We start from the raw sequence: 24,761 nt of genomic DNA on the forward strand, positions 1-24,761 counted from the left end.
AGACGTATTGCCGCAATCGAGCGCGTGTCAAAAATTCAGCGCCGACAACAGTCATGTATTTGAAGCGCACCCCTTAATCGGCAACCCGCGCCTTCTTCGTGGCTGCAAAGCGCGCGTTGCCGATTAATAGATGCACTTCAAATACATGACTGTTGTCGGCGCTGAATTTTGACACGCGCTCGATTGCGGCAATACGTCTAAAGAAATCACAAAATCAATTGCCGCCGGGCGTCCGCCATCCCGCTCCTGCGCGCAAAGCCAGTCCCGGCGCGGCTCTCGCCCTTCTTATCGCGCTTCTTATCGCGCTTTTTGCCTATTGTTTGTGCATATGGCGAATGAGCCGCCATCCCCAATTCGCCGGAAAACCCGGCATAATGACAATTCACTTACATTTAATTATTTCCGAGTAAATTAACGGCATGCAGTCGGGCGCTGCGACGAACAGGGGTAACGACCATGCTCAACGATAGGCTTGCATCCGCCGCTTCTTCCACTGGGGCTTCTTCCACCGTTTCTTCCACCGTTTCTTCCACCGCTTCTTCCACCGCTTCTGCCACAGGGTCTGCCACCGCGGCTCGCGAGGATTCGCTCGGCTGTCTGTCGAGCCGCTTGCAGCATGACCGCGAACTCGATACCGGCGAGTTCAGGTTCTATCGCAAATGCACGCTCGGCAGCGACACGAACCCGGTCGTCATGGACGGCTCGGGCCGCGGCTTTCTGATCGGCGTATCGCTGAGAACGGGACATCGGCGGCGCATCCACTCGCAGCATCGGTGGACCACGCATGAGTTCGAGCGCGACTCGGTGTACGTGCGCGATCTCGCCGACGACTATCGCGCCGAACTGCTGGGCGGCTTCGACTTCGTGCTGATCGAACTGTCGCGCGCGTTCGTCAGCGACACCTGCCATGAACGCGGCCGCGGCCTCGCACGCATCGCGACCGTCGCGGGACACAAGGACCCGGTGCTCGGCCATCTCGCTCAGGTGCTCGCGCTCACACTCGACGCAGAGAACAACGCAAGCCCGCTTTTCGTCGAACAACTTGGCGTGACCATCGGCACGCATCTGCTGGATCGATATGGCGAGCCCGCGCGTGGAACGGGTCAGGCGAGCCGCCGTCTTTCACCCTTGCAGGAAGCGCGCGCGAAGGAGATGCTGCTCGCCAGATCGCAGGGCAATGTCTCCATTGAAGAGATCGCGGGCGCGTGCAATCTGTCGCGCAGTTATTTTATTCGCGCGTTTCGCGAGACCACGCAGCGCACGCCGCATCAATGGCTGCTCGAGCGGCGCGTCGACCAGGCGCGCGAACTTCTGAAACGATCGGACCGTTCGCTGTCCGACATCGCCATGGCTTGTGGGTTTTCGGATCAGAGCCATTTCACGCGCACATTCTCGCAACTGGTCGGCACGCCCCCTGGACATTGGCGTCGACAGGCTGGGCGTTAAGGCGCGCCACACGCCGCACGCAACGCCCCGCCGGCATGACAGCCGTCTGCGCTCGCCATCGCGAGACTTTCCTACAAAGCATCGCACTAACCGACAAGACGCCGAGGCGCGGACGCGGTAATTTCTGCCCTACCGCCTGCACGTTTTTCCCTCAGCCCGTTGTCCGGAAATTGAAAACGACATGATTGAACTAGGCCGCTTTCAAATCGATCTGGAACTGCGCACCTTATGGTGTGACAGCGAACGTGTGCCGCTCGGCTCGCGCGCCTTCGACATTCTCGCGATGGTCGTCAAGGCCGGCGGTCGCCTCGTCACCAAGGACGAGCTGATGGACGCCGTGTGGCCGAACACCATCGTCGAGGAAAACAATATCCAGGTTCATCTGTCCGCGTTGCGCAAGATTCTCGGCGCCGACCGCGACCTGATCCTGACCGTGCCTGGCCGCGGCTATCAGCTCGTGCAGCGGCACCGCGTGGCGAGCGTGGCGGCGCCTTCGCCAGAGGCACAATGCGCGCCGGCCGGACGGCCGCTTCCGCCGTTGCGCATGCAACTGGTCGGGCGCGAAGCGGACGTCATGCAGATCCGCTCGATGCTGGCCCATACGCGCGTGCTGACGCTCGTCGGCGCGGGCGGCATCGGCAAGACGAGTCTCGCCGTCGAAGCCGCGCGCCAGGCCGCGGCAGATGTCACTGAGCCCTTCACGGAACCGGTCTGGTTCGTCGAACTCGCGACGCTCGGCACGCGCGACGAAGTGCTCGCCGCCATCGCGCAAGCTTGCGGACTGCCGGTCGAACACGCAACGCCGGGCCTCGCGCAAATCGCTTCTGCGCTCGCCGGCCGCCGTCTGCTCGTGCTCGACAATGCCGAACACGTGATCGAGCACGTCGCCGAGGCCGTCGAGGTATTGGCCGCCATGAACGCGGATCTGCGCATGCTCGTAACGAGCCGCGAGCCGCTGCGGATCATGGCGGAAGCGGTGTTTCGCGTCGAGCCGCTCGACGTGCCGCAGCCCGGCAGCGCCGATGCAGACATCCTGCGGCGCTCCGCCGTCAATCTGTTTCTGCTGCGCGCCAACTCGATGCAGCGCGAGGTGGCCACGGACAGCGCCGAACTGCGGCTCGTCGGCGAAATCTGCCGGCGGCTCGACGGCATTCCGCTCGCGCTCGAACTGGCGGCCGCGCGCGTCGTGACGCTCGGCGTGGTCGGCGTGTATCAACGGCTCGACGATCGCCTCGCGATACTCGCGGGCGGCTATCGCACTGCGTTGCCGCGTCACCAGACCTTGCGCGCGACCTTCGACTGGAGCTTCGCGCTGCTCGACGCGAAGTCGCAGGCGCTGTTCCGGCGAAGCGCGGTGTTCGGCGGCGTATTCAGCTTCGAAGCGATGTGCGCGGTCGCATGCGATGCGTCGCTGACGGTCGCCGATGCGATCATCGCGATCAGCGAACTGCTCGCGAAGTCGCTCGTGAATGTGGAGTTCGACGGGCCGGTCGCGCGCTACCGGTTGTCGGAATCGACCCGCGCATACGCGCTCGACAAGCTGCAAGCCGAAGGCGAGCGCCAGGAACTCGCGGTGCGCCACGCGCGCTATCTGTCGCAGTGCTTCATCACGCACACCGCGCAAACCGTGCGCGGCAACGCTGACAGCGCCGCCGCACTCGCCGCCGCACTCAAACACACGCTCGACGACGCGCGCCATGCGTACGACTGGGCGTTCTCGCCCGACGGCGACCTGCAACTCGGCGTCGAGTTGGCATCGACGCTGTCGGCTGCGCTGCTCGACGGCGGCATGATCGCGGAATGCTGCGAACGCGCGACGCGCGCCGTCGACACGCTCGACGCGCTCGACGCGCTGCCCGCCGCGAGCATCGATGCGCGCGACGAAATGCGTGTGCGCGCGGCGTTGGCTTCGGCGTTGCCGCATGTGCGCGGCTCGGTCTCGAAAGCCGAGCAATTGTGGCGCAAGGTCTATGCGCTCGCAACGGAACGCGCCGACGACGCGTACCACGCGCGCGCCCTGTGGGGCCTGTGGACCACGATGATTTCAAGCGGCAACATCCACGCATCGGCGGAATTCGCAGTGCGCTTGCGGCAGCTCGCGCAGCAACGCGAGAACGCCTGGCAGGAAACGTTAGCCGATCAGATCGCCGCCATTTCGCAGCATTGCCTCGGCCGCCATGCGGAGGCCAAGGCCGAACTGCTTCGCACGAGAAACCGCTTCGCCGAGCTCGAATACAGCGGACAGCGCGACAACACGATTGCCGTCGATCCGCTCGTCTACTGCAATGGCACGCTCGCGCGCATTGCATGGCTCGAGGGACATTGCGGCGAGGCGATGCGGCTCGTCGACACGCTCGTCGGCCTCGTGCGGCCCGACATCATGGAGCCGTCGCTCACGCATACGCTCGGCGCTTCGGCCGCGCCGCTGTCGCTGATGTGCGGCGACCTCGGCCGCGCCGCCGTGTATCTGGACATCATGCGCTCGCAAGTGGCGCTGCATGGGCTCGACGTGTGGCGCGACTACTGCAACTGTTTGTCCGCGCATCGCGACATTCTCGACGGTCAACTGCAACGAGGCGTCGCATTGCTGGAGAGTTCGCTCGACGCGCTGATCGCGCGGGGCTTTCGCCGGCTCATCACGCTGTTCATCGCGGCCTATGCGGAAGCGCTCGTTGCAGCAGGACGAATCGACGAAGCGGTGCGCCGGCTCAACGACACGTTGCAGTTCTGCGAGAACAACGGCGAGATGATGTTCGTCCCTGAACTGTGGCGCGTGCTCGGTATCGCCGCGCGCGCACGACGCCGATCCGCCGACGCCGAAGCGCATTTCACCACGGCCATACAAATGGCCCGCAGGCAAGGCGCGACAATGTGGGAGCTGCGCGCGTCGCTGTCGCTGGCCGCGCTGTGGCGTGAAGAATCTCACGACGCGCAGCGCGATTCGCAAGCGCTGCACATGCTCGAGCGCCTCGCGCTGTGTTTCGATGCGCCGTCGAATGCCGCCGATGTGCGTGCGCTGTTCGACACGCTCAGCACGATGCGTGGAGCGGAACGCACGGTGAGCACTGCGTCGCCGATGCTGACAAGTCCCGCGCCGCTCGATGCTCGTCGCAAAGCCGCGCGCAAACCGAACGCGAGCCTCGCGCGCGTCGATTAGATTAGCGTCGCGCAAGCCCCGAGCGCGGATTTATTACGCCATCCGAACTATTCTTTTTTTCCATCCGCGTCTTCGCCATCTGCCGCCGCCACATCCGCATTCTTCGCCGTCAGCACCGCGGGCATCGACGGATTCTCCGGCTGCGTATAACGCTCCTGCACGGCGGCCTTGATGCGCGCGAGGCTCGCGGCTGCATCGAGCGAAGCGTCCTGCTCGATCTGCCGCGCTTGCGCCGCGAGATCCGGATCGCCGATTTCCTTTTCGAACCAGCGCGAATAGTCGCCGCGCTCGCGGTGATACTGCCAGGTGCCCGCATCGACGCCCTCGGCGATTTCGACGAACAGCACGAGGTTATGCGCGCGCAGGTTCAATGCGTTCTGCGGCCCGCGGAAATAGAAACTGCGCTCGGGAATCAGCAGCCCTTCCGCGTATTTGCGCCGATGCCTTAGGCGATGCTTGCTGCCCGGCTCGAGCCGGATCACGCCTTCGGGCTCGGGCTCATCGAGCCGCCATAACAACGCCTGCCCTGTTTCGATCTGCGTTTCCTGAAGCTGCGGCACGGGGCGGCCGGTGGCGTTCGCGAGTTCCTGCACCGCCTTGCCGGCGCTCGGGCCCATTGCGAGTATCAGGTTCACCTGACGCAGGAACGCGCCGTCCAGTTGCTGCGGAGAAACGGTGATCGCGAGCGCGGTCTCGAGCGCCTGCGGAATCGCCTGGTTCGCGCCGGCCCAGCCAGCCGGAAACAGATGATGCGCCTCGTCGAATACGAGCCAGTGCGGCCGCCCGGTTCGCAGACGCAACTGCTGCACTTCGAGCAGCAGCGACGCGCAGAACGCGGGCCGCTCGGGCAACGGCACACGCAGCAGATTGACCGCCACCGCCGGACGCGGAGGCCGCAACAGCAACTGCACGACTTCATCGATGACCGGCGCGGTGTGCGCGTCGCCGATCACGATCGTATCCTCGTCGTTCTGATAGTCGCCTTCCGGATCGATGATGCACAACTGCTGATGCATGCCCGCGAGGCGTTCGAGCAGACCCGCGCACGCGGTCGACTTGCCGCATCCCGATTCGCCGGCGAGCAGCGCGACCGTGCCGTGCGCCGGGCAGTAACGGTCCGCGGGTTCGCGCGTGTCTTGCCTGCCTTGCGTGTCTCCCGCGTCTTTTGCATCGCGTGCATGTCCGATCAGCACGCGGCTCTTCGGCGCGGCGCACGCGCGTTCGCGCAGGTCGTCCTTTACGATCGCGTCGACCAGTTCCGCGACGCCCGCGCCCGCCGCCTGGCTCGTGACCATGTCGGCGTGCTGCTTCAACGCCGGCAGCGCATTCGCCACCGCCACCGAGAAACCGCATGCGTCGAGCAGCGCGTGATCGTTTTCCGCGTCGCCGACGCCCGCGACGTTGAAGGCCGACAACGCGAGTTCGTCGAGCGCCTCATGCAAGCCGGTTGCTTTCGATATGCCCGGCGACACGATCATCACCGCGTCGCCGTTGAAGATGATCTGCAAGCCGAGGCCCAGATCGCGAATCGCCGCGAGCGCGATCTGTTCCGCGGGCTTCATCATCGCGACGAGCGTTTCGCTGACGCTGAAATGGCGCAGGCCGCGGCTTCGCAATTCGTCGACGAAAGCCGGCGGCGGCGGTGGAGCGAGCAGGCGCCGCGCGCCCGTCGACGGCGTGTACAGCACGCCGCCGTTTTCCGCGACGACTCGCGAAAACAGATCGAGCCGCGGACAGATCGCGAGCAGATCGTCCATCTCGCGGCCGCTCACGAGGATCGCCTGGCGGCCCGACGCGCGCAGGCGTTCGAGCGCGGCCCACGTCGCGTCGGCAACGCGTCCGTCGGATGCAAGGGTGTTGTCGTAGTCGGTCGCAATGGCAAAAAATCGCATGGAAAGCGCTCCGTGATCGCGTGTTGTTCAGCCTTGTTTCAGCCGGCCTCGAGCGGTTGCGCGTCGCACGCGTCGCGCAGCATCGCTTCGTAAATGCGGACGTACCGGTCGACCATTCGCTCGACGGTGAAGCGGCGCTCGAAGGCCGCGCGGCACGCGGCGCGGCTGATGGTGTCGATCTTCGCGAGCGCGTCGACCGCTTCGTCGACGGAGTGAACGAGAAAGCCGGTTACGCCGTGTTCGACGATTTCATGCGCCGCGCCATGATCGAAGGCGATCACCGGCGTGCCGCACGCGAGCGCTTCGATCATCACGAGGCCGAAGGGCTCCGGCCAGTCGATCGGAAACAGCAACGCACGCGCGCGTCCGAGGAAATCGTTCTTGTCGGAATCGCCGACTTCGCCGCAATACTCGACATGCGGCAGCTCGAACAGCTCCGCGATTTCCTGCTCAAAATACGCACGATCGCCGTTGTCGATTTTTGCGGCGATGCGGATCGGCCAGCCCGCGCGCCGCGCAATTTCGATCGCGCGGTCGGGGCGTTTGGTGGGCGCGATGCGGCCGAGAAACGCGACGTAGTCGCCCGGCTCTTCATGAAAGCGCAGCAGGTCGACGGGCAAACCGTGATGCACGGTCGCGCGCCAGTTGAGCCACGGCAACGGCGCGCGTTGCGCGGCGGAGATCGAGACCACCGGCATGTCGGCGAACTGCCGGTAAAGCGTGCTCAAGCCAGGCACGTCGAGCCGCCAGTGCAAGGTCGTCAGCGACGCGCAGTTCAAACGCCGGGCGAATGGAAAGCTCGCGTAATCGGTATGAAAATGCACGATGTCGAATTCGTCGGCGCGTCGCACCACGTCCTCGAGCATCGCGAAATGGAAGGCCTGCGGGTCGGCGGTATCTTCGATCAGACGAACCGCGCAGTCGCTGCCCGAGACGAGCCGCGCGCGCGTGCGCGAGTCGCCGCTTGCAAAGAGCGTCACGTCGTGGCCCCGCGCGACGAGACCGTCCACGAGCCACGCCACCACTCTTTCGACGCCGCCATAGGCCACGGGCGGCACCCTCTCATACAACGGCGAAACCTGCGCGATACGCATGCCCTGCTCCATTCGACGAACCTATGTTCGGAAGCCGCCGCATCGTGCATGCCCGGCGCCGTCACGCGCGAGCCGCAATGCTTTTCGCCGATGGAAAAATGTACAGGCCGGCGATGAAATTAAGCGGTACGCGCGGCAATGGTCATTCTGAACCTGAGCGGACTGCATGCGCCGCTAGCTGATCGGGCCGCTATAGCCATCGGCGGACGCCGCGGGCTCCGCTCCGTTTGCCCGTTCGACGTGCTCGTCGATCCATGCCGTCGCGCGTTCACGTGCGAATTCGAGCGCCTCGTGTTCATCGACGAAATCGCGGTGAAACTCCATGTCGTGCGTATCGTCGCCCGAACTCACGCTGCCTGGCGTGACCTCGATCCTCGCATGTGCAACGATCGCGCCGCCGTCGACGCCTGCCGTCAGATGAACGATGCACCCTCCGTATTCGAAATCCATGATGTTCTCCCGCGTGTCGTGGTTGTGTCGCTCAGTTGTGTTGCCAGGTGCCCTCACGAACCGTTATCGGCTCGCGGTTCGCTGTCTTCGCCGACGGCTTCGTCCGCGCGTCGCCCCTTGCTCGACTGGTCGACGGCAACCGGCGGCTCGGCGTTGCCCGTATCGCCTTCGGCTTCGATCTGCGCCTGAGCGCGTGTCCAGTAATCGTCGGCGCTTCCTTCCGGCGAGCCGTCGCTCTGCCATAGCTCATACGCGCGCTTGCGGATTCGGTCCTCTACGGTGGGTTCGCCCGGCAGGCCGTCCATGGCAATCTCCAAACGTTTGTCGTCAGTCGAAAACAGCGCACGCGATGCGGGCCGCTGCGCCGGTGAGGTGAGCAAAGCGCGTTCCCATGCGCGATGCGCGCACGCTGCATGTGAAGTCTCGAAGCAAGCGCTTTTGCGCGACTGCGTTGGCTTTCCGCTCGCCTCACGATGAGCCTGTCGTTATAATCGTTTCAGCAAGCATGAATCAAATCTAACGACATTCACATTCTCTCCACGCGCCAGGACCTCCATGCTCAAACCCGATCGCCTTCGCGCTCTGGCCGACGCGCTGACACGGCAAAGCGTGATGCGCCTGCGCGATGCCGCGACGCTGCTCGGCGTATCGGAAATGACGGTGCGCCGCGACATTGCCGCGAATTCGGATCGCTTCACGTATCTCGGCGGCTATATCGTCAGCGCGACCGATGTGCCGAATAACGCCGGCTATTCGCTGGAGCAGGAAAAGGATCACTTCGCGCAGGCCAAGGCCGACGCGTCGTCGATCGCGGCGGGGTTGATCGGCGACAACGAAACGCTTTTCATCGATTGCGGCACGACGCTCGCTGCACTCGCGCGCCTCGTTCCGCCGGAGCGCCATGTGACCGTGGTCTGCTATTCGCTGAACGTCGCGGAGATTTTGCGGCGCAAGCCGAACGTGCGCATGATTCTGCTCGGCGGCGTCTATGTGCCTTCGTCGGATTCGTTCGCGGGCGAGGAAAGTCTCGAGATGCTGCGCCGCATGGGCATCAACAAGGCGTTTATCTCGGCGGGCGGCGTGGACACCGCGCGCGGCGTGACCTGCTGGAATTTCCACGAAGTCGCAGTGAAGCAGGCCGCGATGGCGAGCGCCGTCGAGCGGCATCTGGTCGTGGACAGAAGCAAGTTCGGCGTCGTGAAAGCCGTGCGCTTTTCACAGATCGAAGACTTCGATTCGATCATCACCGAAGAAGGCCAGGCGCCGCGCAAGCGCACGTAATACGTTTAGCGTGAAGCGGCAGGCGCGCATCGCGACGCGCCTTCCGCTCGCACGAACGCAACCCCGCGCGGCGCGTTTTCAGCGCTTGCGTTGCAGCGCGAACAGCGTGCCGGCGAGCAGAATAAACGCGCCGATAATCACCTTCTGCCACGTAGTCGGCACGCCGACCAGAATCAGCACGCTCTTGATCAGCGTAACCAGCACCACGCCGAGCAGCGTTCCCACCACCGTGCCCGTGCCGCCCGTAATGCGCGCGCCGCCGAGAATCACCGCGGCGATCACGTCGAGTTCCGAGCCGACCAGATCGAACGGATTCGCGAGGCGGTTGTTCGACACATGCAGAATGCCCGCGATGCCGGCAAGCATGCCCGTATAGCCGAACACGAACAGATGGATCGCGCGCAGGTTGTAGCCGAGCCGCTCGGCAATCGCAAGCGAGCCGCCCATCGCGTAGACGCCGCGGCCCATCATCGTGCGGTTGAGCAGCCACCAGGTGACGAACGCGGCGGCGACGAGCGCCAGCACCGAGACCGGCAGCACCGCGCGCAAGCCGTCCGCGGTGTGATAGAAAAACAGCGGAATGCGGCCGAAGCGATCCATGCTGTGCGGAATGTTCATGAAGAACGTCGTGCCGATAAACGTCAGCAGCAAGCCGCGATACAGGTATTGCGTGCCGATCGTGACGATCAGCGAAGGCGCTTTCAGCCGATGCACGAGCAAGCCGTTGACGACGCCGAGCATGACGCCGCCCACTGCACCCGCGACGAGAATCAGCGCGAACGGCGCGTCCGGCCAGAACGCGAATACGGCCTTGGTGATGCCGTACATGGTCAGCGCGGCAATCGCGGTGAACGACACGTCGATGCCGCCCGACGCGAGCACGACGAGCGTGCCGAGCGCGAACAGCGACATGGTCGTTGCCGAATGCAGCAGATCGAACAGCGTCGCCAACTGAAAGAAGCGCGGGTTGATGGCGCCGACGATCAGACACGTGACCACGATCAGCGCGACCGTGAACCACTCGGGGTTGCGCGCGAGCCGCATGCGCAAGCCTCCCGGTTCGACGCTCGGCGCGACTTCGACGACATTCGGAGTGGTCATGGTCTGCTTCATGGGCGATTCGGTGGACGAGTCGGTGGGCAAGTCGATGCGCGGCTGGATGCGCGAGTTCATGGCGGTTGACGTCCTCTAGGCCGCTTCGGAAAGCAGCGCGTGATACAGATCGGCCTCGCTCAATGCGTCGGCCTGATATTCGGCGGCCACGCGTCCCTTCTTCATCATCAGAATGCGGTCGCAGTTTTGCAGAAGCTCGGGCAGGTCGTCGCTGATCAGAATGATGCCGATGCCGCGCTGCGAAAGCCGCTGCATGATCCGGTAGATGATGTCCTTCGAGCCCACGTCGACGCCCACCGTGGGGCCGTGCAGGATCAGCACGCGCGGGTCGATGGCGAGCCAGCGGCCGATCAGCACGCGCTGCTGGTTGCCGCCGGAAAGAGATTGCACGGGCTTGTCGACGCCGGGCGTCGCGATCTGCAAATCCTTCACCGTCTGCTCGGCAAGCGCCTGCGCACGCGCGCGGTCGATCTGGCCGAAGCGGTCGCGCAGGCTCGAAATCATCGCGGTGATCACGTTGTCGCGAATCGGCTTGTCGAGAAAGAGCCCTTCGTTCAGCCGGTCTTCCGGCACATAGCCAATGCGGTGGCGTTTTGCATCCGACGGCGTGCGCAGCGCAATCGGCTTGCCGTCGAGCCGCGCCTCGCCCGCTTGCGCCGGCGCGACGCCCGCCAACGCGCGCGCGAGTTCGTTGCGCCCCGAATCGAGCAGTCCGGTGACGCCGAGAATCTCGCCGCCGTGCAGCCTGAACGTGACGTCGCTGAACTGACCGGCGCGCGTGAAGCCGCGCACGTCGAGCACGACGTCGTCCGCGTGCGCGCTTTCGCGATACCGCTCGTTCGACAGATGGCGGCCCGTCATCAGTTCGCTGATCTGCGCCTTGGTGAACTGCGCGATCGGTCCTTGCGCCATCTTTTGTCCGTCGCGCAGCACGATCACTTCGCCGCCGATCGCATAGCACTCGTCGAGCTTGTGGCTCACGAACAGCACCGTCACGCCTTGCGCGCGCAGATTCGCGAGCACCGCGATCAGATTGTCGACTTCCTTTTGCGTGAGCGACGTGGTGGGCTCGTCCATGATGACGAACTTCGCTTCGCTCGCAATCGCTCGCGCAATCGCGACAAGCTGCCGCGTGGCGAGCGGCAGTTGCTCGACGAGCGTCGCCTGGAAATCCGCGTTGCCGGGCAGGCCCACCGCTTCGAGCGCGCGCGCGGCCGTGGCGGCGAGCACGCGGCGATCGAAAGTGCGCGCGAGCCGTCCGGCATGCGTCGCGAGTTCCGATGTGAGCGCAACGTTTTCGGCGACGCTCATGTTGGGCAGCAGCGACAAATCCTGATACACGGTTTCGATGCCGGCCGCGAGCGCCTCGAGCGCGGAGAGCCGCGCATGCGGCACGCCCTCGATCACGAGTTGGCCTTCGTCCGGCGGCTGCGCGCCGGAAATGATCTTGATCAGCGTGCTCTTGCCGCAGCCGTTTTCGCCGAGCAGGTGATAGATCTGCCCGCGTTCGAACGCGAGGCTCACGCCGCGCAACGCATGTACGCCGGTAAAGCGTTTATGCACGCCGACCACTTGCAGAAAGGGTTGCGAAGACTGGGCGGAAGAGACGTCTTGTCGATTCATGATGAGCGGTCGCGGTGCCGGGGCGCGCCCACCGGACGCGCCCCGAAGTGAACAACGGAATCAGAACGGATACTGCTTGTAGTTCGACTTGTCGACGTTCACCCAGCCCTGGCCGCGCACGATGATGCCCTTGCCCGGCCCTTTCGCGACCGTCACTTTCGTGTAGCCCGGAATGCCGAGGTCCGCGCCGTTCTCCACGGTCTTGCCGTCCACCAGCATCTTCGCGACCTTGTTCATCGCGATGCCCGCGAGTTTCGGGTCCCAGAACGCGATGCCGTTGATCGCGCCGCTCTCGAGGAACTTGCCCGCCTCGGTCGGCAGACCCGTGCCGTACACGCAGATCTTGCCCTGCATGCCGGCTTCCTCGACGGCGCGGCCGATGCCGATCACATCCAGCGACGACGAGCCCTGGAAGCCCTTCAGATCCGGATGCTTGCGCAGCACTTCTTTGGCGACTTCGTACGCGCGCTCGCCGTCGTTATTGGTTTCGAGCTTCGGCTCGACGAGATTCATTTTCGCGTATTTGGCCTTGGCGTTCCCAATGCCGCCGTCGGCCCATTGCACCTGCGAACGGCTGCCGAGCGAGCCGACCAGCACCGCCCACTTGCCTTCGTTATGCATGCACGACGCGAGCCGTTCGTTCAGACCCGCACCGTAGGCCGTGTTGTCGAACGCCTCGATGTCGACCATCGTGTTCTTTGCGTTGTCCGCTTCATGCGTGACGACCTTGATGCCGCGATCCATCGCCTTCTTGAGCGCCGGTTCGAGTGTCGGCGGATCGTAGGGCACGACTGCAATTGCGGTGACTTTCTTCGCGATCAGATCTTCGATGATCTTCAGTTGCTGCGCCGCGTCCGCGCGGCCCGGGCCCGTCTGGTACGCGGTGATGCCGGTGTTTTCCTTCGCGAATTCCTTGACGCCGTCGTCCATCCGGTTGAACCAGTTGATGCCCGTCACCTTGACGACCGTGACAATGGTTTCGTTGGTGGCGGCCTGCGCTGCGGCGATCGCGCCCACCGCCACTGCGCCTGCTGCGAGCGCGGCACCCAGTCGAGTCAGTTTCATGCAATGTCTCCTTTATCGTTCGATGTCGCCCGTGCTGGCCGTGTCAGCCGTCGCGAACAGGGAGGGCACCTTGTTCGCCTTCATCCGTTGCGTTGCGTTGCGTTTGCTTTTACCGATACTTCGCTATGCGTTAGCGCTTTGGCGGCGTGCCGCCGTCGGCGCGAGCCGCTGCCGGTTCCGTTGCCGGATGCGCGCCACCGCCGCCGAAGCCGAAGATTGCGCGCACGCGTTCGCCGCCCGCAAAGGCCAGCGAGAGCAGCAGCAAAAAGCCCCACGCGCAGTCGCCGAAAAACTGCGAGACGCCGAGCAGATTAAAGAGGCTCGACAGAAACTGCAGCACTGTCGCCGCAAAAAACACGCAGACGATGCGCCCATAACCGCCTGCGGGATTCACGCCGCCCATCACCGCAATGAGGATTGCGATCAGCAGATACGAGTTGCCGTAATCCCATTTCGCGCTGGACGTATGCGTCGCGCTGATCAGGCCGGCAAGCGACGCGAGCACGCCGCACATCGCATAGGTCGTGATGAGCATGCGCGCGCGCGGAATGCCCGCGTAAAACGCGGCCTTCGGATTCGTGCCCATCAGATAGAGACGCAGGCCGAAGGGACTGCGCCTGAGCAGCCATCCCAGCACGATCACCGCGGCGATGAAGATGCAGAACGCAATCGGCACCTGCAACACGGTGCCGTTGCCGATGTCCGACAGCGGCTCGACATAGTCGACATGCACCGATGCGCCGTTGCTGATCACGACCGCGAAGCCGGTGAACAGCAACTGCGTGCCGAGCGTGCAGAGAATCGGCGTGAGTCTGAGCCGCGCGATCACGACGCCGTTGAGCAGCCCGCCGAGCAGGCCCATGATGAGCACGATCGCGCAAAAGAGCGACGTGTAAAGCATCGGCGAATCGTCGCCATTGACGAAGCGCGGCACCACGATCGCCGCGACCATGCCCGACAGGTTCGCGAGGCCGACACCGGACAGGTCGATGCCGCCGTTGCCCGACACCATCGACAGCATGATGCCGAGCGCGAGCAGACCGAGTTCGGGCAACTGGCCGCCCATCGACTGAAGATTGTCGATGTCGACGAACTGGCCGCGCGAGAGCCACGTCGCGACCAGCACGACGAGCACGTTGACGATCAGAAGGAAGTTGAGTTGCCGGTCGGCAAACAGTTTTCCCGCAGCAAACGAAGACTTCATGGCGCTCATGATCTCCTGACACTGCACTGCACGTTACTGCACGGATGAGTTACGACACCTGCGCGGTCTGGCCCGACTCGCTGTACTCGCTCAACACCTGGTTCACTTCGGCAAGCGTGGGCATCGAGGGCGCGGTGCCCGCGCGCGTGACCGAGATGCCCGCGAGCGCGCAGCCGAAGCGCATCGCCGCAATCGGGTCTTCGCCGCGCGCAAGCGCAGCCGCGAAGCCGCCCGTGAAGCCGTCGCCCGCGCCCGCCGTTTCCACTACCGTACCGCAGCGGAACGCGGGCAGCCACACCGATTGCGTGGCGTCGTGCAGCAACGCGCCGCCTTCGCCGAGCGTCACGATCGCGGCGCCCACGCCTTTTGCGAGCAGCACATCGGCCGCGCGCCGCGCATCGTCGACATTCGCGATCGGCACGCCGGTGAGCGCGGCCGCCTCGCTTTCGTTCGGCGTGATGTAGTCGCACAGCGGGAAGATGTCGTCGTCGAGCGGCATGGCCGGTGCGGGATTGAACACTGTGATGACGCCATGCTTGCGCGCCACTTCGAGTCCGCGCCGCGCGGCCGCGAGCGGCTGCTCGAGCTGCGTGACGAACACGCGCGCGCCGGCAATCTCGGCTTCTATCGCATCGACATCGGCTGCGCCGAGCGTGCCCGCCGCGCCGGCCGCGACGATGATCGCGTTCATGCCCGTGGTGTCGTCGACGAAGATGTGCGCCGCGCCCGTCGCCACGCCGGGCACCACCGACGCGCGCGCCGTAATGCCCTCGCGCGCCCAGGTGGCCTGTGCGATGGAGCCGAACGCATCGTCGCCGATGCGCGTGCAGAACACGACCTGAGCGCCTGCGCGCGCCGCCGCCACGGCCTGATTCGAGCCCTTGCCGCCAGGGCCCATCGCGAACGCGGAGCCCGCAATCGTCTCGCCGATCGAAGGCATGCGCGCCGCGCGAAACGTCAGATCGGTCACGTAGATGCCGAGAATGACGACGCGTCCGCTCGCTTGCTGCGCGCTCATGACGGCAGCCCTTCGTGCGCCGCGTGCTTCGTCATGCGGCGCGCCGCGTGCGATGGCGCAGCGTTCGTCAACAGCAGGAAGTCCAGAATGTTCGGCACGTTGTCTCCTTCATTTTGTGATCGACGCGCATGCTCTGCGCTGCGGTGCGTGTGCTGCTGTGCGGTCAATCTCCGTACGGTATCCAGATGTTCTTCACCTGCACGGCCTGGCGCAGAAACGGCCTGCCCTCGCTCGCACGGTCGAACCAGTTGAACTGGTGGCCGTAGTCGGTGAAGGTGCGCTTCAGATTGCCGACCGATGCGCGCTCGATCAGCGCCGAATCCGCCGCGTTGCCGAAGCACCAGACCGCGTCGACGTCGTCGTGGCTCGCGAGCGCCGGCAGCAGCGCCGCGCGTTTGCCTGTGACGATGTTCACCACGCCGCCGGGCACGTCGGACGTCTCGACGACCTGATAGAAATCCGTCGCGGCGAGCGAACCGGCCTCGCCCGGCAGCACGACCACGCGATTACCCATCGCGAGCGCCGGCGCGATCAGCGAAACGAAAGCCAGCAACGGCGCCTCGTCCGGACACGCAATGCCGATCACGCCGAGCGGCTCGTGCATCGCAAGCGCGACACCGCGCAACGGCGGCGTGTGCACCGCGCCGTCGAACTTGTCGGCCCACGCCGCGTACGTGAAGAGGCGCGTGACCGACGCCTCTACTTCCGCACGCGCCGCGTCAGCCGTCACGCCATGCCGCAAGACGAGCCGATGCGCGAATTCATCGGCGCGCACCGCGAGATTCTCGGCGAGATAGAACAGCACCTGCGCGCGGTTATGCGTGCTCGCCTGCGACCACTTGTGCCCGGCGCGCGCCGCTTCGACCGCGTTGCGTATGTCCTTACGATTGCCTTCGCTCACCTCGCCGACCGGCGTTCCGTCCGGCGCGTGAATCGTCAGCGAATAGCCGCTGTCCGGGCGCACCTGCTTGCCGCCGATAAAGAGCTTCGCCGTGCGGTCGATCGATACGATGTTCGCGATGTTCGCCGTGTCCTGCTCGGCAGCCGTCTTTACGCCGTCGCTGTCCTCTTGCGTCGCGCTCGGCGGCCGGCGCTTCGGAAGATTGAGCCACGCGCGCGGTTTCAGATATTCGTAAATGCCCTCACGTCCGCCCTCGCGGCCAAAGCCCGACTCGCGATAGCCGCCGAAGCCGACCGCTGCGTCGAACAGGTTCGTCGCGTTGATCCACACCACGCCCGCCGCGAGCCGCGGCGCGACGTCGAGCGCGCGGCCGATGGTCTCGCTCCACACGCTCGCAGCGAGTCCATAGCGCGAATTGTTGGCGAGCGCGACCGCTTCTTCCGGCGTGCGAAAGCTCATCGACACGAGCACCGGGCCGAAGATTTCCTCCTGAGCCAGAGTCGATGCGGGCGCAACGTTCGTGACGAGCGTCGGCGGATAAAAGCAGCCGTTGGCAGGCAGCGTCGTATTGCTCGCCTGCCAGATCGCGCAGCCCTCGCGCCGCCCGCTTTCGACGAGCGAGCGAATCCGCTCGAGCTGCACCGGATCGACGATCGCGCCGACGTCGGCATTCTTGTCGAGCGACGTTCCGACGCGCAGCGACTCCATGCGACGCTTGAGCTTCGCAATGAAGCGCGCTTCGACGCCCTCCTGCACCAGCAGGCGCGAACCCGCGCAACACACCTGGCCCTGGTTGAACCAGATCGCGTCGACCACGCCTTCGACCGCGGCGTCGAGGTCCGCGTCGTCGAATACGATGAAGGGCGACTTGCCGCCCAACTCAAGCGTCAGCGATTTGCCCGAGCCCGCCGTGACCGAGCGGATCAGCTTGCCCACTTCCGTCGAGCCGGTGAACGCGAGCTTGTCCACTTGCGGATGCTCGACGAGCGCCGCGCCCGTCGCGCCGTCGCCGGTCACGACATTGAGCACGCCCGCGGGCAGGCCGGCGCGATGCGCGAGCTCCGCGAACAGGAGCGCGGTGAGCGGCGTGTATTCGGCCGGCTTCAGCACGACGCAATTGCCCGTTGCGATAGCCGGCGCGATTTTCCACGCGAGCATCAGCAGCGGGAAATTCCACGGCACGATCTGGCCGATCACGCCGAGCGGCGCATGATCGGCGAACTCGCTGTCCTGCAACTGCGCCCAGCCGGCGTGATGCAGAAAATGACGCGCGACGAGCGGCACGTCGATGTCGCGCGTCTCGCGAATCGGCTTGCCGTTGTCGAGCGCTTCGAGCACCGCGAAGAGCCGGCTGTGCCGCTGCACCATCCGCGAGAGCGCATACAGATGCCGCGCGCGTGCCGCGCCGCCCGCCGCGAGCCAGCCGGGTTGCGCGGCGCGCGCGGCGGCTACCGCGGCGTCGACATCGGCCGCATCGCCCTGGGCGACTTCGGCAAGGCGCTCGCCACTCGCCGGCGCGTGCGACACAAAATGCGCGCCGCTTGCCGGCGCGTGCCACGCGCCGTTGATGAAATGCCCGAAGCGCGCGTCATGTTGCGCGAGCCAGGCGCGCGCGGGCTGGTCGCCCTCGGACGAGGGGCCGTATTCCATCGAAGAAAAATACTCCGCTACGCTCATGGGTTGGGTCTGCTTCAGGCTACGGGGTGACGGTTGAAAGCGGAATAACGGCCGCTCACGTGATGTTCGAGTTGCCGCTCGATGTCGGCGAGCAGGCTCGATGCGCCGATGCGCAACAGCTCCGGTTCGAGCCACGCGCGGCCGAGTTCTTCCTTCATCAGGATCTGGTACGACAGCACCGACTTCGCGCTCGACACGCCGCCTGCCGGCTTGAAGCCGATGAGCACGCCGGTGCGCTCGTGGTATTCGCGGATCATGCGCGCCATGACGAGCGACACGTCGAGCGTCGCGTTCACGCCTTCCTTGCCCGTCGACGTCTTGATGAAGTCGGCGCCGGCCATCATGCAGACCATCGACGCGCGCGCCACGTTCGACAGCGTGCGGATGTCGCCGGTCGCGAGAATCGCCTTCAGATGCGCGGGGCCGCAGGCCGCGCGAAACTCGCGCACTTCGTCGTACAGCGCCTGCCAGTTGCCGGTCAGCACGTATTCGCGCGTGACGACGATGTCAATTTCCGCGGCGCCGTCGGCGACCGACGCCTCGATTTCCTTCAGCTTCAGCGGATGCGGAATCAGTCCGGCCGGAAAGCCGGTCGACACCGCCGCGACGGGCACGCCGCTGCCTTCTAGCGCATCCACGGCGGCGGCGACGAAGCGGTGATAGACGCATACGGCGCCAGTCGTGATGCGCTGCGGCGCCATGCCGAGCGCGTCGAGAATATCGGCGCGCACCGGCTGGCGCGCCTTCGCGCACAGGCGCCGCACGCGGCCTTCCGTGTCGTCGCCGCTGAGCGTGGTGAGATCGATGCAGGTGACGGCTTTGAGCAGCCAGGCGGCCTGCGCGTCATTCTTGACGCTGCGGCGCGTGACGAGTGTGGCCGAGCGCCGTTCGACCGCCGACTGGTTGACGCGCAAACCGTCGAGCCACGAAGCGTCGAACGGCATGCCCGGATTGCGCACCGGATGAACGAGCGGCCCGCCGCGCAGCGCGACGACCGATGACGACGGAGAAGAATCAGGCATGAGGCGTCCGGGGTTGGAATGCGGCACGACGGCGAGCCGGCGAATGACGGGGCTATGTTACTCCGTTTGATAGGATTGTCACACGCAGTACGGGTAAATCCTCACATTGCCGGCGGCGAACGCTGTTGCTGCGGTGTTTCCATGTGAGGCGAGGCGCTTGAACGTGATGTTGATGTCACAAACGACGTTACGAGGTTGTCGGACTGCCCCCTCCCAAGCCGCCAATCTGACTGCGTTTCTCACGTGAGAACGCGCGGGTTTGCCCGCAGCCGGCGCGTCACAAGGCAAAATACGGGTTTTGCGCGCGCGGATTGCGCCGGTCGCGCCAAGCGAAGCGCACCGCTCGCTGCGTCGCAGGCTTTCCGCGATACGAACATCGCCACAGGGCGCCGTGGGCCGTTTCGCCCGCCGCGCCCACTCCCGGACACAGGACAGCTCGTCCTCTAACAGAGCCTCTCAGGAGCATTTATGACCGATTCAAACCCGTCCTTCCTCGGCAGGATTTCGCTGGCCGTCAGCGCGTTTTTCCGCATTCTCGGCGACGGCGAATTCGCCGCCGCGGTGCTGCGCGTGCGCGACGGCGGCGCGGCTGCGCAAGCGCAAACCCAGGCGCCCTCGCCGGCCCCCAAGGCCGCGCCGACGCTCAAGGAAGCCAGCCCCGACGCCGCGCTGCAACTGCTCGGCCTCTTGCAACGCGACGCGCGCTTCATCGATTTCGTCGAGGAAGACATCAAGCGTTTCAGCGACGCCGACATCGGCGCCGCCGCGCGCCTCGTGCACGAAGGCTGCCGCGCGACGCTGCGCGAGCACTTCACGATCCGCCCGGTGCGCGACGAGGCGGAAGGCAGCCGCGTCACGCTTCAGGAAGGTTTCGACGCGAGCGCGATCCGTCTGACGGGCAACGTGGTCGGCCGCGCGCCGTTTGTCGGCAGCATCAGCCACCGCGGCTGGCGCGTCGACGACGTGCGTCTGCCGAAGCTCGCGGAAAGCCATAACGCGAAGGTCATCGCGCCGGCCGAGGTGGAGCTATGAGCGACGCGCGTTATTCCATCGGCATCGATCTGGGCACTACGCACTGCGCGCTCTCCTACGTCGACACCAGCGCAAGCGACGGCGAGAAGACCACGCTGGCGGTGCTGCCCATCGCGCAATTGACGGGCCCCGGCGCAATTGCCGATCTCGATCTGCTGCCCTCGTTCCTGTATCTGCCGCATCCCGACGAACTCGGTTCGGGTGACCTGCATCTGCCGTGGACGGGCGAGCGCCAGTTCGCGGTCGGTGAATTCGCGCGCAGCCGCGGCGCGGCGACGCCGATCCGGCTCGTTTCGAGCGCGAAAAGCTGGCTGTGCCATCCGGGCGTCGACCGGCGCGCGGCAATCCTGCCGAGCGATGCGCCGCCCGAAGTCGCGCGCGTGTCGCCACTCGAAAGTTCGGTCCGCTATCTGACCCATTTGCGCGAAGCGTGGGACCACGCGCATCCGGACGCGCCGTTTCACGAGCAGGACATCACGGTGACGATTCCCGCATCGTTCGATCCGGCCGCGCGCGAACTGACCGCCGAAGCCACGCAAGCCGCGGGCTACGGCCGCATGACGCTGCTCGAGGAACCGCAGTCCGCGCTGTATAGCTGGATTCAGAAGAGCGGCGGCCAGTGGCGCAAGCAGGTCAAGGTCGGCGACATCATTCTCGTGGTCGATGTGGGCGGCGGCACGACCGACCTCTCGCTGATCGCGGTGGTCGAGCGCGAGGGCAATCTCGAACTGCATCGCGTGGCGGTCGGCGAACACATTCTGCTCGGCGGCGACAACATGGACCTCGCGCTCGCGCACGTGGTCGCGCGCAAGCTCGCGGCGCAAGGCACCCAGGCCGACGCGTGGCAGTTGCGCGCCCTCACCTATGCGTGCCGCTCGGCGAAGGAAACGCTGCTAAGCGACCCGACCACCGACACCGTGCCGCTCGTCGTGCCGAGCCGCGGCTCGAAGCTGATCGGCGGATCGATCCGCACGGAACTCACGCGCGCCGAGTTGACGCAGACGATTCTCGACGGCTTTTTCCCGCAGGTGGACAGCGCCGCCCGGCCGGTGAGCCGCACGCGCGCCGGCCTCACGCAACTCGGCTTGCCCTATGCGCAGGACGCGGGCATTACGCGGCATCTGGCGGCGTTTCTCGGCCGTCAGGTCGGCGCGCTCGCGGAACTGGAAGGCTTGCGCGAGACGGCCGCCGACGCGTCCGCGCAAGGCGCGAGCTTCCTGCATCCGACGGCGGTGCTGTTCAACGGCGGCGTGTTCAAGTCGACGCTGCTCGTCGAGCGGATCATGAGCACGCTGAACGGCTGGCTCGCCGCGGAAGGCGCGGCGCCCGCGCGCCTGCTCGAAGGCGCCGATCTCGATCTGGCCGTCGCGCGCGGCGCGGCGTATTACGGCTACGTGCGGCGCGGCCAGGGCGTGCGGATTCGCGGCGGCACCGCGCGGGCGTACTACATCGCGATCGAATCGGCGATGCCCGCCGTGCCTGGCCTCGAGCCGCCCATCCAGGCGCTGTGCGTCGCGCCGTTCGGCATGGAAGAAGGCACCGAGGCCGAGTTACCGGCGCAGGAGTTTGGGCTTGTCGTCGGCGAGCCGGTGCATTTCCGTTTCTTCGGGTCGTCGGTGCGTCGTCAGGATCAGGTCGGCACGCTGCTCGACTTCTGGGGCCCCGATGAGTTGCAGGAGCTAGAAGAGATTCAGGCGACGCTGCCCGCCTCCGGCCGCACGTCCGGCGAGGTCGTGCCCGTGAAGCTGCACGCGCGCGTGACCGAAGCGGGCACGCTTGAACTCGAAGCCGTGCCGCGCGGAACGGACGAGCGCTGGAAAGTCGAATTCGATGTGCGCGGCAACGCGAATGCATGACTGAGATGAAGCGGTACAGCGTCGGCATCGACCTCGGCACGAGCAACACGGTGCTTGCGTATGCGCAGGCCGGCTCGCAGGAGATTCGCGTCTTCGAGATCGAACAGCTTGTTAGTCCGGGCGAGGTTGCCGCGCGGCCGCTACTGCCTTCGGTGCGGTATCACGCCGCGCCGGGCGAGCTGGATGCGGGGGATTTGCAGTTGCCGTGGACCTCGGGACGCGGGGTGCAGGCGGTCGGGGCAAGCGTCTCGGTCTCGGTCTCGGTCTCGGGCGAAAGCGCGGCGCGAGCCGCAGCGCCTTCCACCGACGATCAGGACGCGCCGCCTGTCGTCATCGGCCGGCTTGCGCGCGTGCTCGGCGCGCAGGTTCCCGGACGCCTCGTCGCCAGCGCAAAAAGCTGGCTCTCGCATGCCGCCGTCGATCGCGTCGCGCCGATCCTGCCCTGGGGCGCCGCCGACGATGTCCGCAAGGTCTCGCCCGTCGAAGCCAGCGCGAGCTATCTCGCGCACGTGCGCGCGGCGTGGAATCAGCGCTTTCCCGACGCGCCGCTCGAACAGCAGGACGTGGTGCTCACGGTCCCCGCATCGTTCGACGAAGGCGCGCGGGCGCTGACCGTCGAAGCGGCGCGCATGGCCGGGTTGCCGTCGTTGCGGCTGCTGGAGGAACCGCAGGCGGCGTTCTACGACTGGCTGTTCCATCATCGCGAGCGGCTTGCCGACGAACTGGCGCACACGCGCCTCGTGCTGATCTGCGACGTCGGCGGCGGCACCACCGACCTGACGCTGATCGAAGTAAGCATGGCCGACGGCGAGCCGCAGCTCACGCGTATCGGCGTCGGCAATCATTTGATGCTCGGCGGCGACAACATGGACCTCGCGCTCGCGCATCTCGTCGAAGCGCGGCTGCCTGGCGGCGGCGAGCGCGCGCGTTTGTCGGCGGCGAGCCTGTCGCAACTGGTCGAGCGCTGCCGCGGTGCGAAGGAGTTGCTGCTCGGGCCGCAAGCGCCCGACTCGGCGTCGATCACGCTGCTCGGCGCGGGCGCGAAGCTCGTCGGCGGCGCACGCACCGCGCAGGTCACGCGCGACGAGGTGGAGCGTGTGATCGTCGATGGATTCTTTCCGGCGGTGGCTGCACACGAACGGCCGGGCCGGCCGCGCGGCGCGATCGTCGAGTTCGGTCTGCCATACGCAACCGATGCCGCCGTCACACGGCATATCGCCGCTTTTCTGGGCCGCTTCGAGGCGCAGTCGCGCAAGGCGTTGGGGCGGGACAAAGATGAATCCGCCCCACTCCCCGTCCCCGATACGCTGCTGCTCAACGGCGGCGTGTTCCGCGCGCAGGCGTTGACGCAGCGCCTCGCCGATACGTTGGGCGCGTGGCGCGGCGAACCGCTGCATGTGCTGGAGAACGACAATCCGGACGTCGCCGTGGCGCGCGGCGCTGTTGCCTATAGCCTCGCGCGCGCGGGCGGCGCGCCGAAGATCGGCGGCGGTTCGCCGCGCAGCTATTTTCTCGTACTGGACGAACCCGCCGACGCGCGCGAGGAAAGGCTGCGTTCGCAACCCGCACCGCCCGAGCAAACCACCCAACGCGGCATCTGCCTCCTGCCGCGCGGCACCGAGGAGGGCCACGAAATCCTCATCGCCGATCGCACGTTCGCGTTGCGGCTCGGGCATCCGGTGCGCTTTCACCTGGTGTCGTCGAGCGCGGACACCGTGTATGCACCAGGCGAGCTGGCGGACCTTGCGGGCGGCGACTTCGTGCGCCTGCCGCCCATCGCCATCATCGTCCCGCCGCAGGGCGCGGGCAGCGCCCGCGAGCGAGCCGTGCGCATCGCCACGTCGCTGACCGAAGTCGGCACGCTCGAAGTCCACTGCATCGACCGCGACAATCCTGCCGAGCGTTGGTTGCTTGAGTTCCAGTTGCGTCGTGAGCATGCTCAAGTCGATCTCGCGGACGATGCCGCCGCGGCGCGGCATCCGCGGCTCGACGAAGCCATCGCGCAGATCGACCGCTCGTTCGGTTCGCGCTCGCAAGACGTCGATAAAAAGGAAGTCAAACGTCTGCGCGCGCAGCTCGAACAACTGCTCGGCCCGCGCGAGAGCTGGAACAGCGCGCTGCTACGCGAACTGTTCGGCGCGCTGTGGGAACGCGCGCGCAGGCGGCGCCGCTCGGCGGATCACGAGCGGCTCTGGCTGAACCTCGCCGGCTATTGCGTGCGGCCAGGGTTCGGCTATCCGCTCGACGAATGGCGCGTCGAACAACTGTGGTCGCTCTTCGACGACGGTATTCAGTACGTCCAGGAAAGCCAGGTCTGGTCCGAATGGTGGACGCTGTGGCGGCGCGCCGCGGGCGGCCTCGACGAAACCGCGCAACTGCGCGTGCTCGATGCAATGACCTATCTGCAAACGGCCGCCCAGTCGCGTCACAAGCTGCCGTTCGACGTCGCGAAAACGGGCATCGCCGATATGGTTCGGCTGAGCGCGTCGCTGGAACGCATTCCGGTGGAGCGCAAGATCGAACTCGGCGAGTCGGTGCTCGCGCGGTTGCGCAAGCCTTCGGAGAATCATCAGAGCTGGTGGGCCGTCGGGCGGATCGGCGCGCGCCGGCCGTTCTATGGCAGCGCGCATAACGTCGTGCCGGCCGATGTCGCGAGTGGATGGCTCGACGCGATTCTCGCGCTCGACTGGAAGAAGATCGACCCGGCCGCGTTCGCCGCCGTGCAGATCGCGCGCATGACCGGCGACCGCTCGCGCGATCTGCCGCACGAGTTGCGCGACGCCGTGATTCGCAGGTTGGAGGCGACCAGCGCGCCGCGCGCGTGGATCGCGATGGTCGGCGAGGTCGTCGAACTGGATAACGCGGACGAAGGCCGCGTGTTCGGCGAGTCCTTGCCTGCGGGGTTGAAGCTGATTTCGTCGGATTGAGTT

At 65.9% G+C, this 24,761-nt stretch carries 18 protein-coding genes; 6 read left to right on the forward strand and 12 right to left on the reverse strand.

The window, feature by feature from the left end:
* Window positions 1-392: 392 nt before the first annotated feature.
* Window positions 393-569, reverse strand: a complete 177-nt coding sequence (locus tag BGRAMDRAFT_RS35730; protein WP_232292393.1) for a hypothetical protein — start codon at window positions 567-569, stop codon at window positions 393-395.
* Window positions 570-609: 40 nt separating this feature from the next.
* Here BGRAMDRAFT_RS35730 and BGRAMDRAFT_RS30625 point away from each other — a divergent pair, with 40 nt between their 5' ends.
* Both BGRAMDRAFT_RS30625 and BGRAMDRAFT_RS30630 read left to right on the forward strand, forming a co-directional pair.
* On the forward strand, window positions 610-1,446 hold the full coding sequence (locus BGRAMDRAFT_RS30625) for a helix-turn-helix transcriptional regulator (protein ID WP_232292394.1): 837 nt from the start codon (window positions 610-612) through the stop codon (window positions 1,444-1,446).
* Window positions 1,447-1,627: 181 nt separating this feature from the next.
* Window positions 1,628-4,603 (forward strand): ATP-binding protein, encoded by a 2,976-nt coding sequence (locus BGRAMDRAFT_RS30630; protein ID WP_006052795.1) that lies wholly within the window; start codon window positions 1,628-1,630, stop codon window positions 4,601-4,603.
* A 47-nt stretch (window positions 4,604-4,650) separates the two neighbouring features.
* Here BGRAMDRAFT_RS30630 and BGRAMDRAFT_RS30635 read toward each other — a convergent pair whose 3' ends face one another.
* The 4 genes from BGRAMDRAFT_RS30635 to BGRAMDRAFT_RS30650 form a co-directional block, all read right to left on the reverse strand.
* On the reverse strand, window positions 4,651-6,495 hold the full coding sequence (locus tag BGRAMDRAFT_RS30635; RefSeq protein ID WP_006052796.1) for an HAD hydrolase family protein: 1,845 nt from the start codon (window positions 6,493-6,495) through the stop codon (window positions 4,651-4,653).
* 38 nt (window positions 6,496-6,533) lie between these two features.
* Window positions 6,534-7,589 carry a glycosyltransferase family 4 protein gene (locus BGRAMDRAFT_RS30640; RefSeq protein WP_006052797.1) on the reverse strand — a complete coding sequence of 352 codons (1,056 nt, stop codon included), beginning with the start codon at window positions 7,587-7,589 and terminating at the stop codon, window positions 6,534-6,536.
* A gap of 174 nt (window positions 7,590-7,763) precedes the next feature.
* Window positions 7,764-8,039, reverse strand: a complete 276-nt coding sequence (locus tag BGRAMDRAFT_RS30645) for a hypothetical protein (protein ID WP_006052798.1) — start codon at window positions 8,037-8,039, stop codon at window positions 7,764-7,766.
* 53 nt (window positions 8,040-8,092) lie between these two features.
* On the reverse strand, window positions 8,093-8,344 hold the full coding sequence (locus tag BGRAMDRAFT_RS30650; RefSeq protein WP_006052799.1) for a DUF2934 domain-containing protein: 252 nt from the start codon (window positions 8,342-8,344) through the stop codon (window positions 8,093-8,095).
* A 250-nt stretch (window positions 8,345-8,594) separates the two neighbouring features.
* On the opposite strand from BGRAMDRAFT_RS30650, the gene BGRAMDRAFT_RS30655 reads away from it, so the two are divergent.
* Window positions 8,595-9,320, forward strand: coding sequence for a DeoR/GlpR family DNA-binding transcription regulator (locus BGRAMDRAFT_RS30655; protein WP_006052800.1), 726 nt, complete (start codon window positions 8,595-8,597; stop codon window positions 9,318-9,320).
* A 78-nt stretch (window positions 9,321-9,398) separates the two neighbouring features.
* Here the strand turns inward: BGRAMDRAFT_RS30655 and BGRAMDRAFT_RS30660 are convergent, their stop codons facing one another.
* The 7 genes from BGRAMDRAFT_RS30660 to deoC all read right to left on the reverse strand — a co-directional run bounded on the left by BGRAMDRAFT_RS30660 (window position 9,399) and on the right by deoC (window position 18,943).
* On the reverse strand, window positions 9,399-10,433 hold the full coding sequence (locus tag BGRAMDRAFT_RS30660; protein WP_232292395.1) for an ABC transporter permease: 1,035 nt from the start codon (window positions 10,431-10,433) through the stop codon (window positions 9,399-9,401).
* Between the two features lie 75 nt (window positions 10,434-10,508).
* Window positions 10,509-12,056, reverse strand: a complete 1,548-nt coding sequence (locus BGRAMDRAFT_RS30665; RefSeq protein WP_006052802.1) for a sugar ABC transporter ATP-binding protein — start codon at window positions 12,054-12,056, stop codon at window positions 10,509-10,511.
* 60 nt (window positions 12,057-12,116) lie between these two features.
* Window positions 12,117-13,121 carry an autoinducer 2 ABC transporter substrate-binding protein gene (locus BGRAMDRAFT_RS30670; protein ID WP_006052803.1) on the reverse strand — a complete coding sequence of 335 codons (1,005 nt, stop codon included), beginning with the start codon at window positions 13,119-13,121 and terminating at the stop codon, window positions 12,117-12,119.
* Between the two features lie 130 nt (window positions 13,122-13,251).
* Window positions 13,252-14,325: an ABC transporter permease gene (locus BGRAMDRAFT_RS30675; protein ID WP_006052804.1), complete on the reverse strand. Its 1,074-nt coding sequence runs from the start codon at window positions 14,323-14,325 to the stop codon at window positions 13,252-13,254.
* 49 nt (window positions 14,326-14,374) lie between these two features.
* Complete coding sequence (locus BGRAMDRAFT_RS30680) at window positions 14,375-15,343, reverse strand: ribokinase (protein ID WP_006052805.1); 969 nt, start codon at window positions 15,341-15,343, stop codon at window positions 14,375-14,377.
* A gap of 163 nt (window positions 15,344-15,506) precedes the next feature.
* Entirely contained in the window at window positions 15,507-17,921 is a 2,415-nt protein-coding gene (locus BGRAMDRAFT_RS30685) for an aldehyde dehydrogenase family protein (protein WP_044022012.1), read from the reverse strand.
* Window positions 17,922-17,935: 14 nt separating this feature from the next.
* On the reverse strand, window positions 17,936-18,943 hold the full coding sequence (gene deoC, locus BGRAMDRAFT_RS30690; RefSeq protein ID WP_006052808.1) for a deoxyribose-phosphate aldolase: 1,008 nt from the start codon (window positions 18,941-18,943) through the stop codon (window positions 17,936-17,938).
* 468 nt (window positions 18,944-19,411) lie between these two features.
* Here deoC and BGRAMDRAFT_RS30695 point away from each other — a divergent pair, with 468 nt between their 5' ends.
* The 3 genes from BGRAMDRAFT_RS30695 to BGRAMDRAFT_RS30705 are packed head-to-tail and all read left to right on the forward strand — an operon-like array spanning window position 19,412 to window position 24,758.
* On the forward strand, window positions 19,412-19,975 hold the full coding sequence (locus tag BGRAMDRAFT_RS30695) for a DUF2760 domain-containing protein (RefSeq protein ID WP_006052809.1): 564 nt from the start codon (window positions 19,412-19,414) through the stop codon (window positions 19,973-19,975).
* Window positions 19,972-21,831 (forward strand): Hsp70 family protein, encoded by a 1,860-nt coding sequence (locus BGRAMDRAFT_RS30700; RefSeq protein ID WP_006052810.1) that lies wholly within the window; start codon window positions 19,972-19,974, stop codon window positions 21,829-21,831. Before BGRAMDRAFT_RS30695 ends, BGRAMDRAFT_RS30700 begins: the two co-directional genes overlap by 4 nt.
* On the forward strand, window positions 21,828-24,758 hold the full coding sequence (locus BGRAMDRAFT_RS30705; protein WP_006052811.1) for an Hsp70 family protein: 2,931 nt from the start codon (window positions 21,828-21,830) through the stop codon (window positions 24,756-24,758). The genes BGRAMDRAFT_RS30700 and BGRAMDRAFT_RS30705 overlap by 4 nt, the downstream gene beginning before the upstream one ends.
* Window positions 24,759-24,761 lie beyond the last annotated feature (3 nt).

The organism is Paraburkholderia graminis C4D1M, from assembly GCF_000172415.1.
In the GTDB taxonomy this organism is placed as follows: domain Bacteria; phylum Pseudomonadota; class Gammaproteobacteria; order Burkholderiales; family Burkholderiaceae; genus Paraburkholderia; species Paraburkholderia graminis.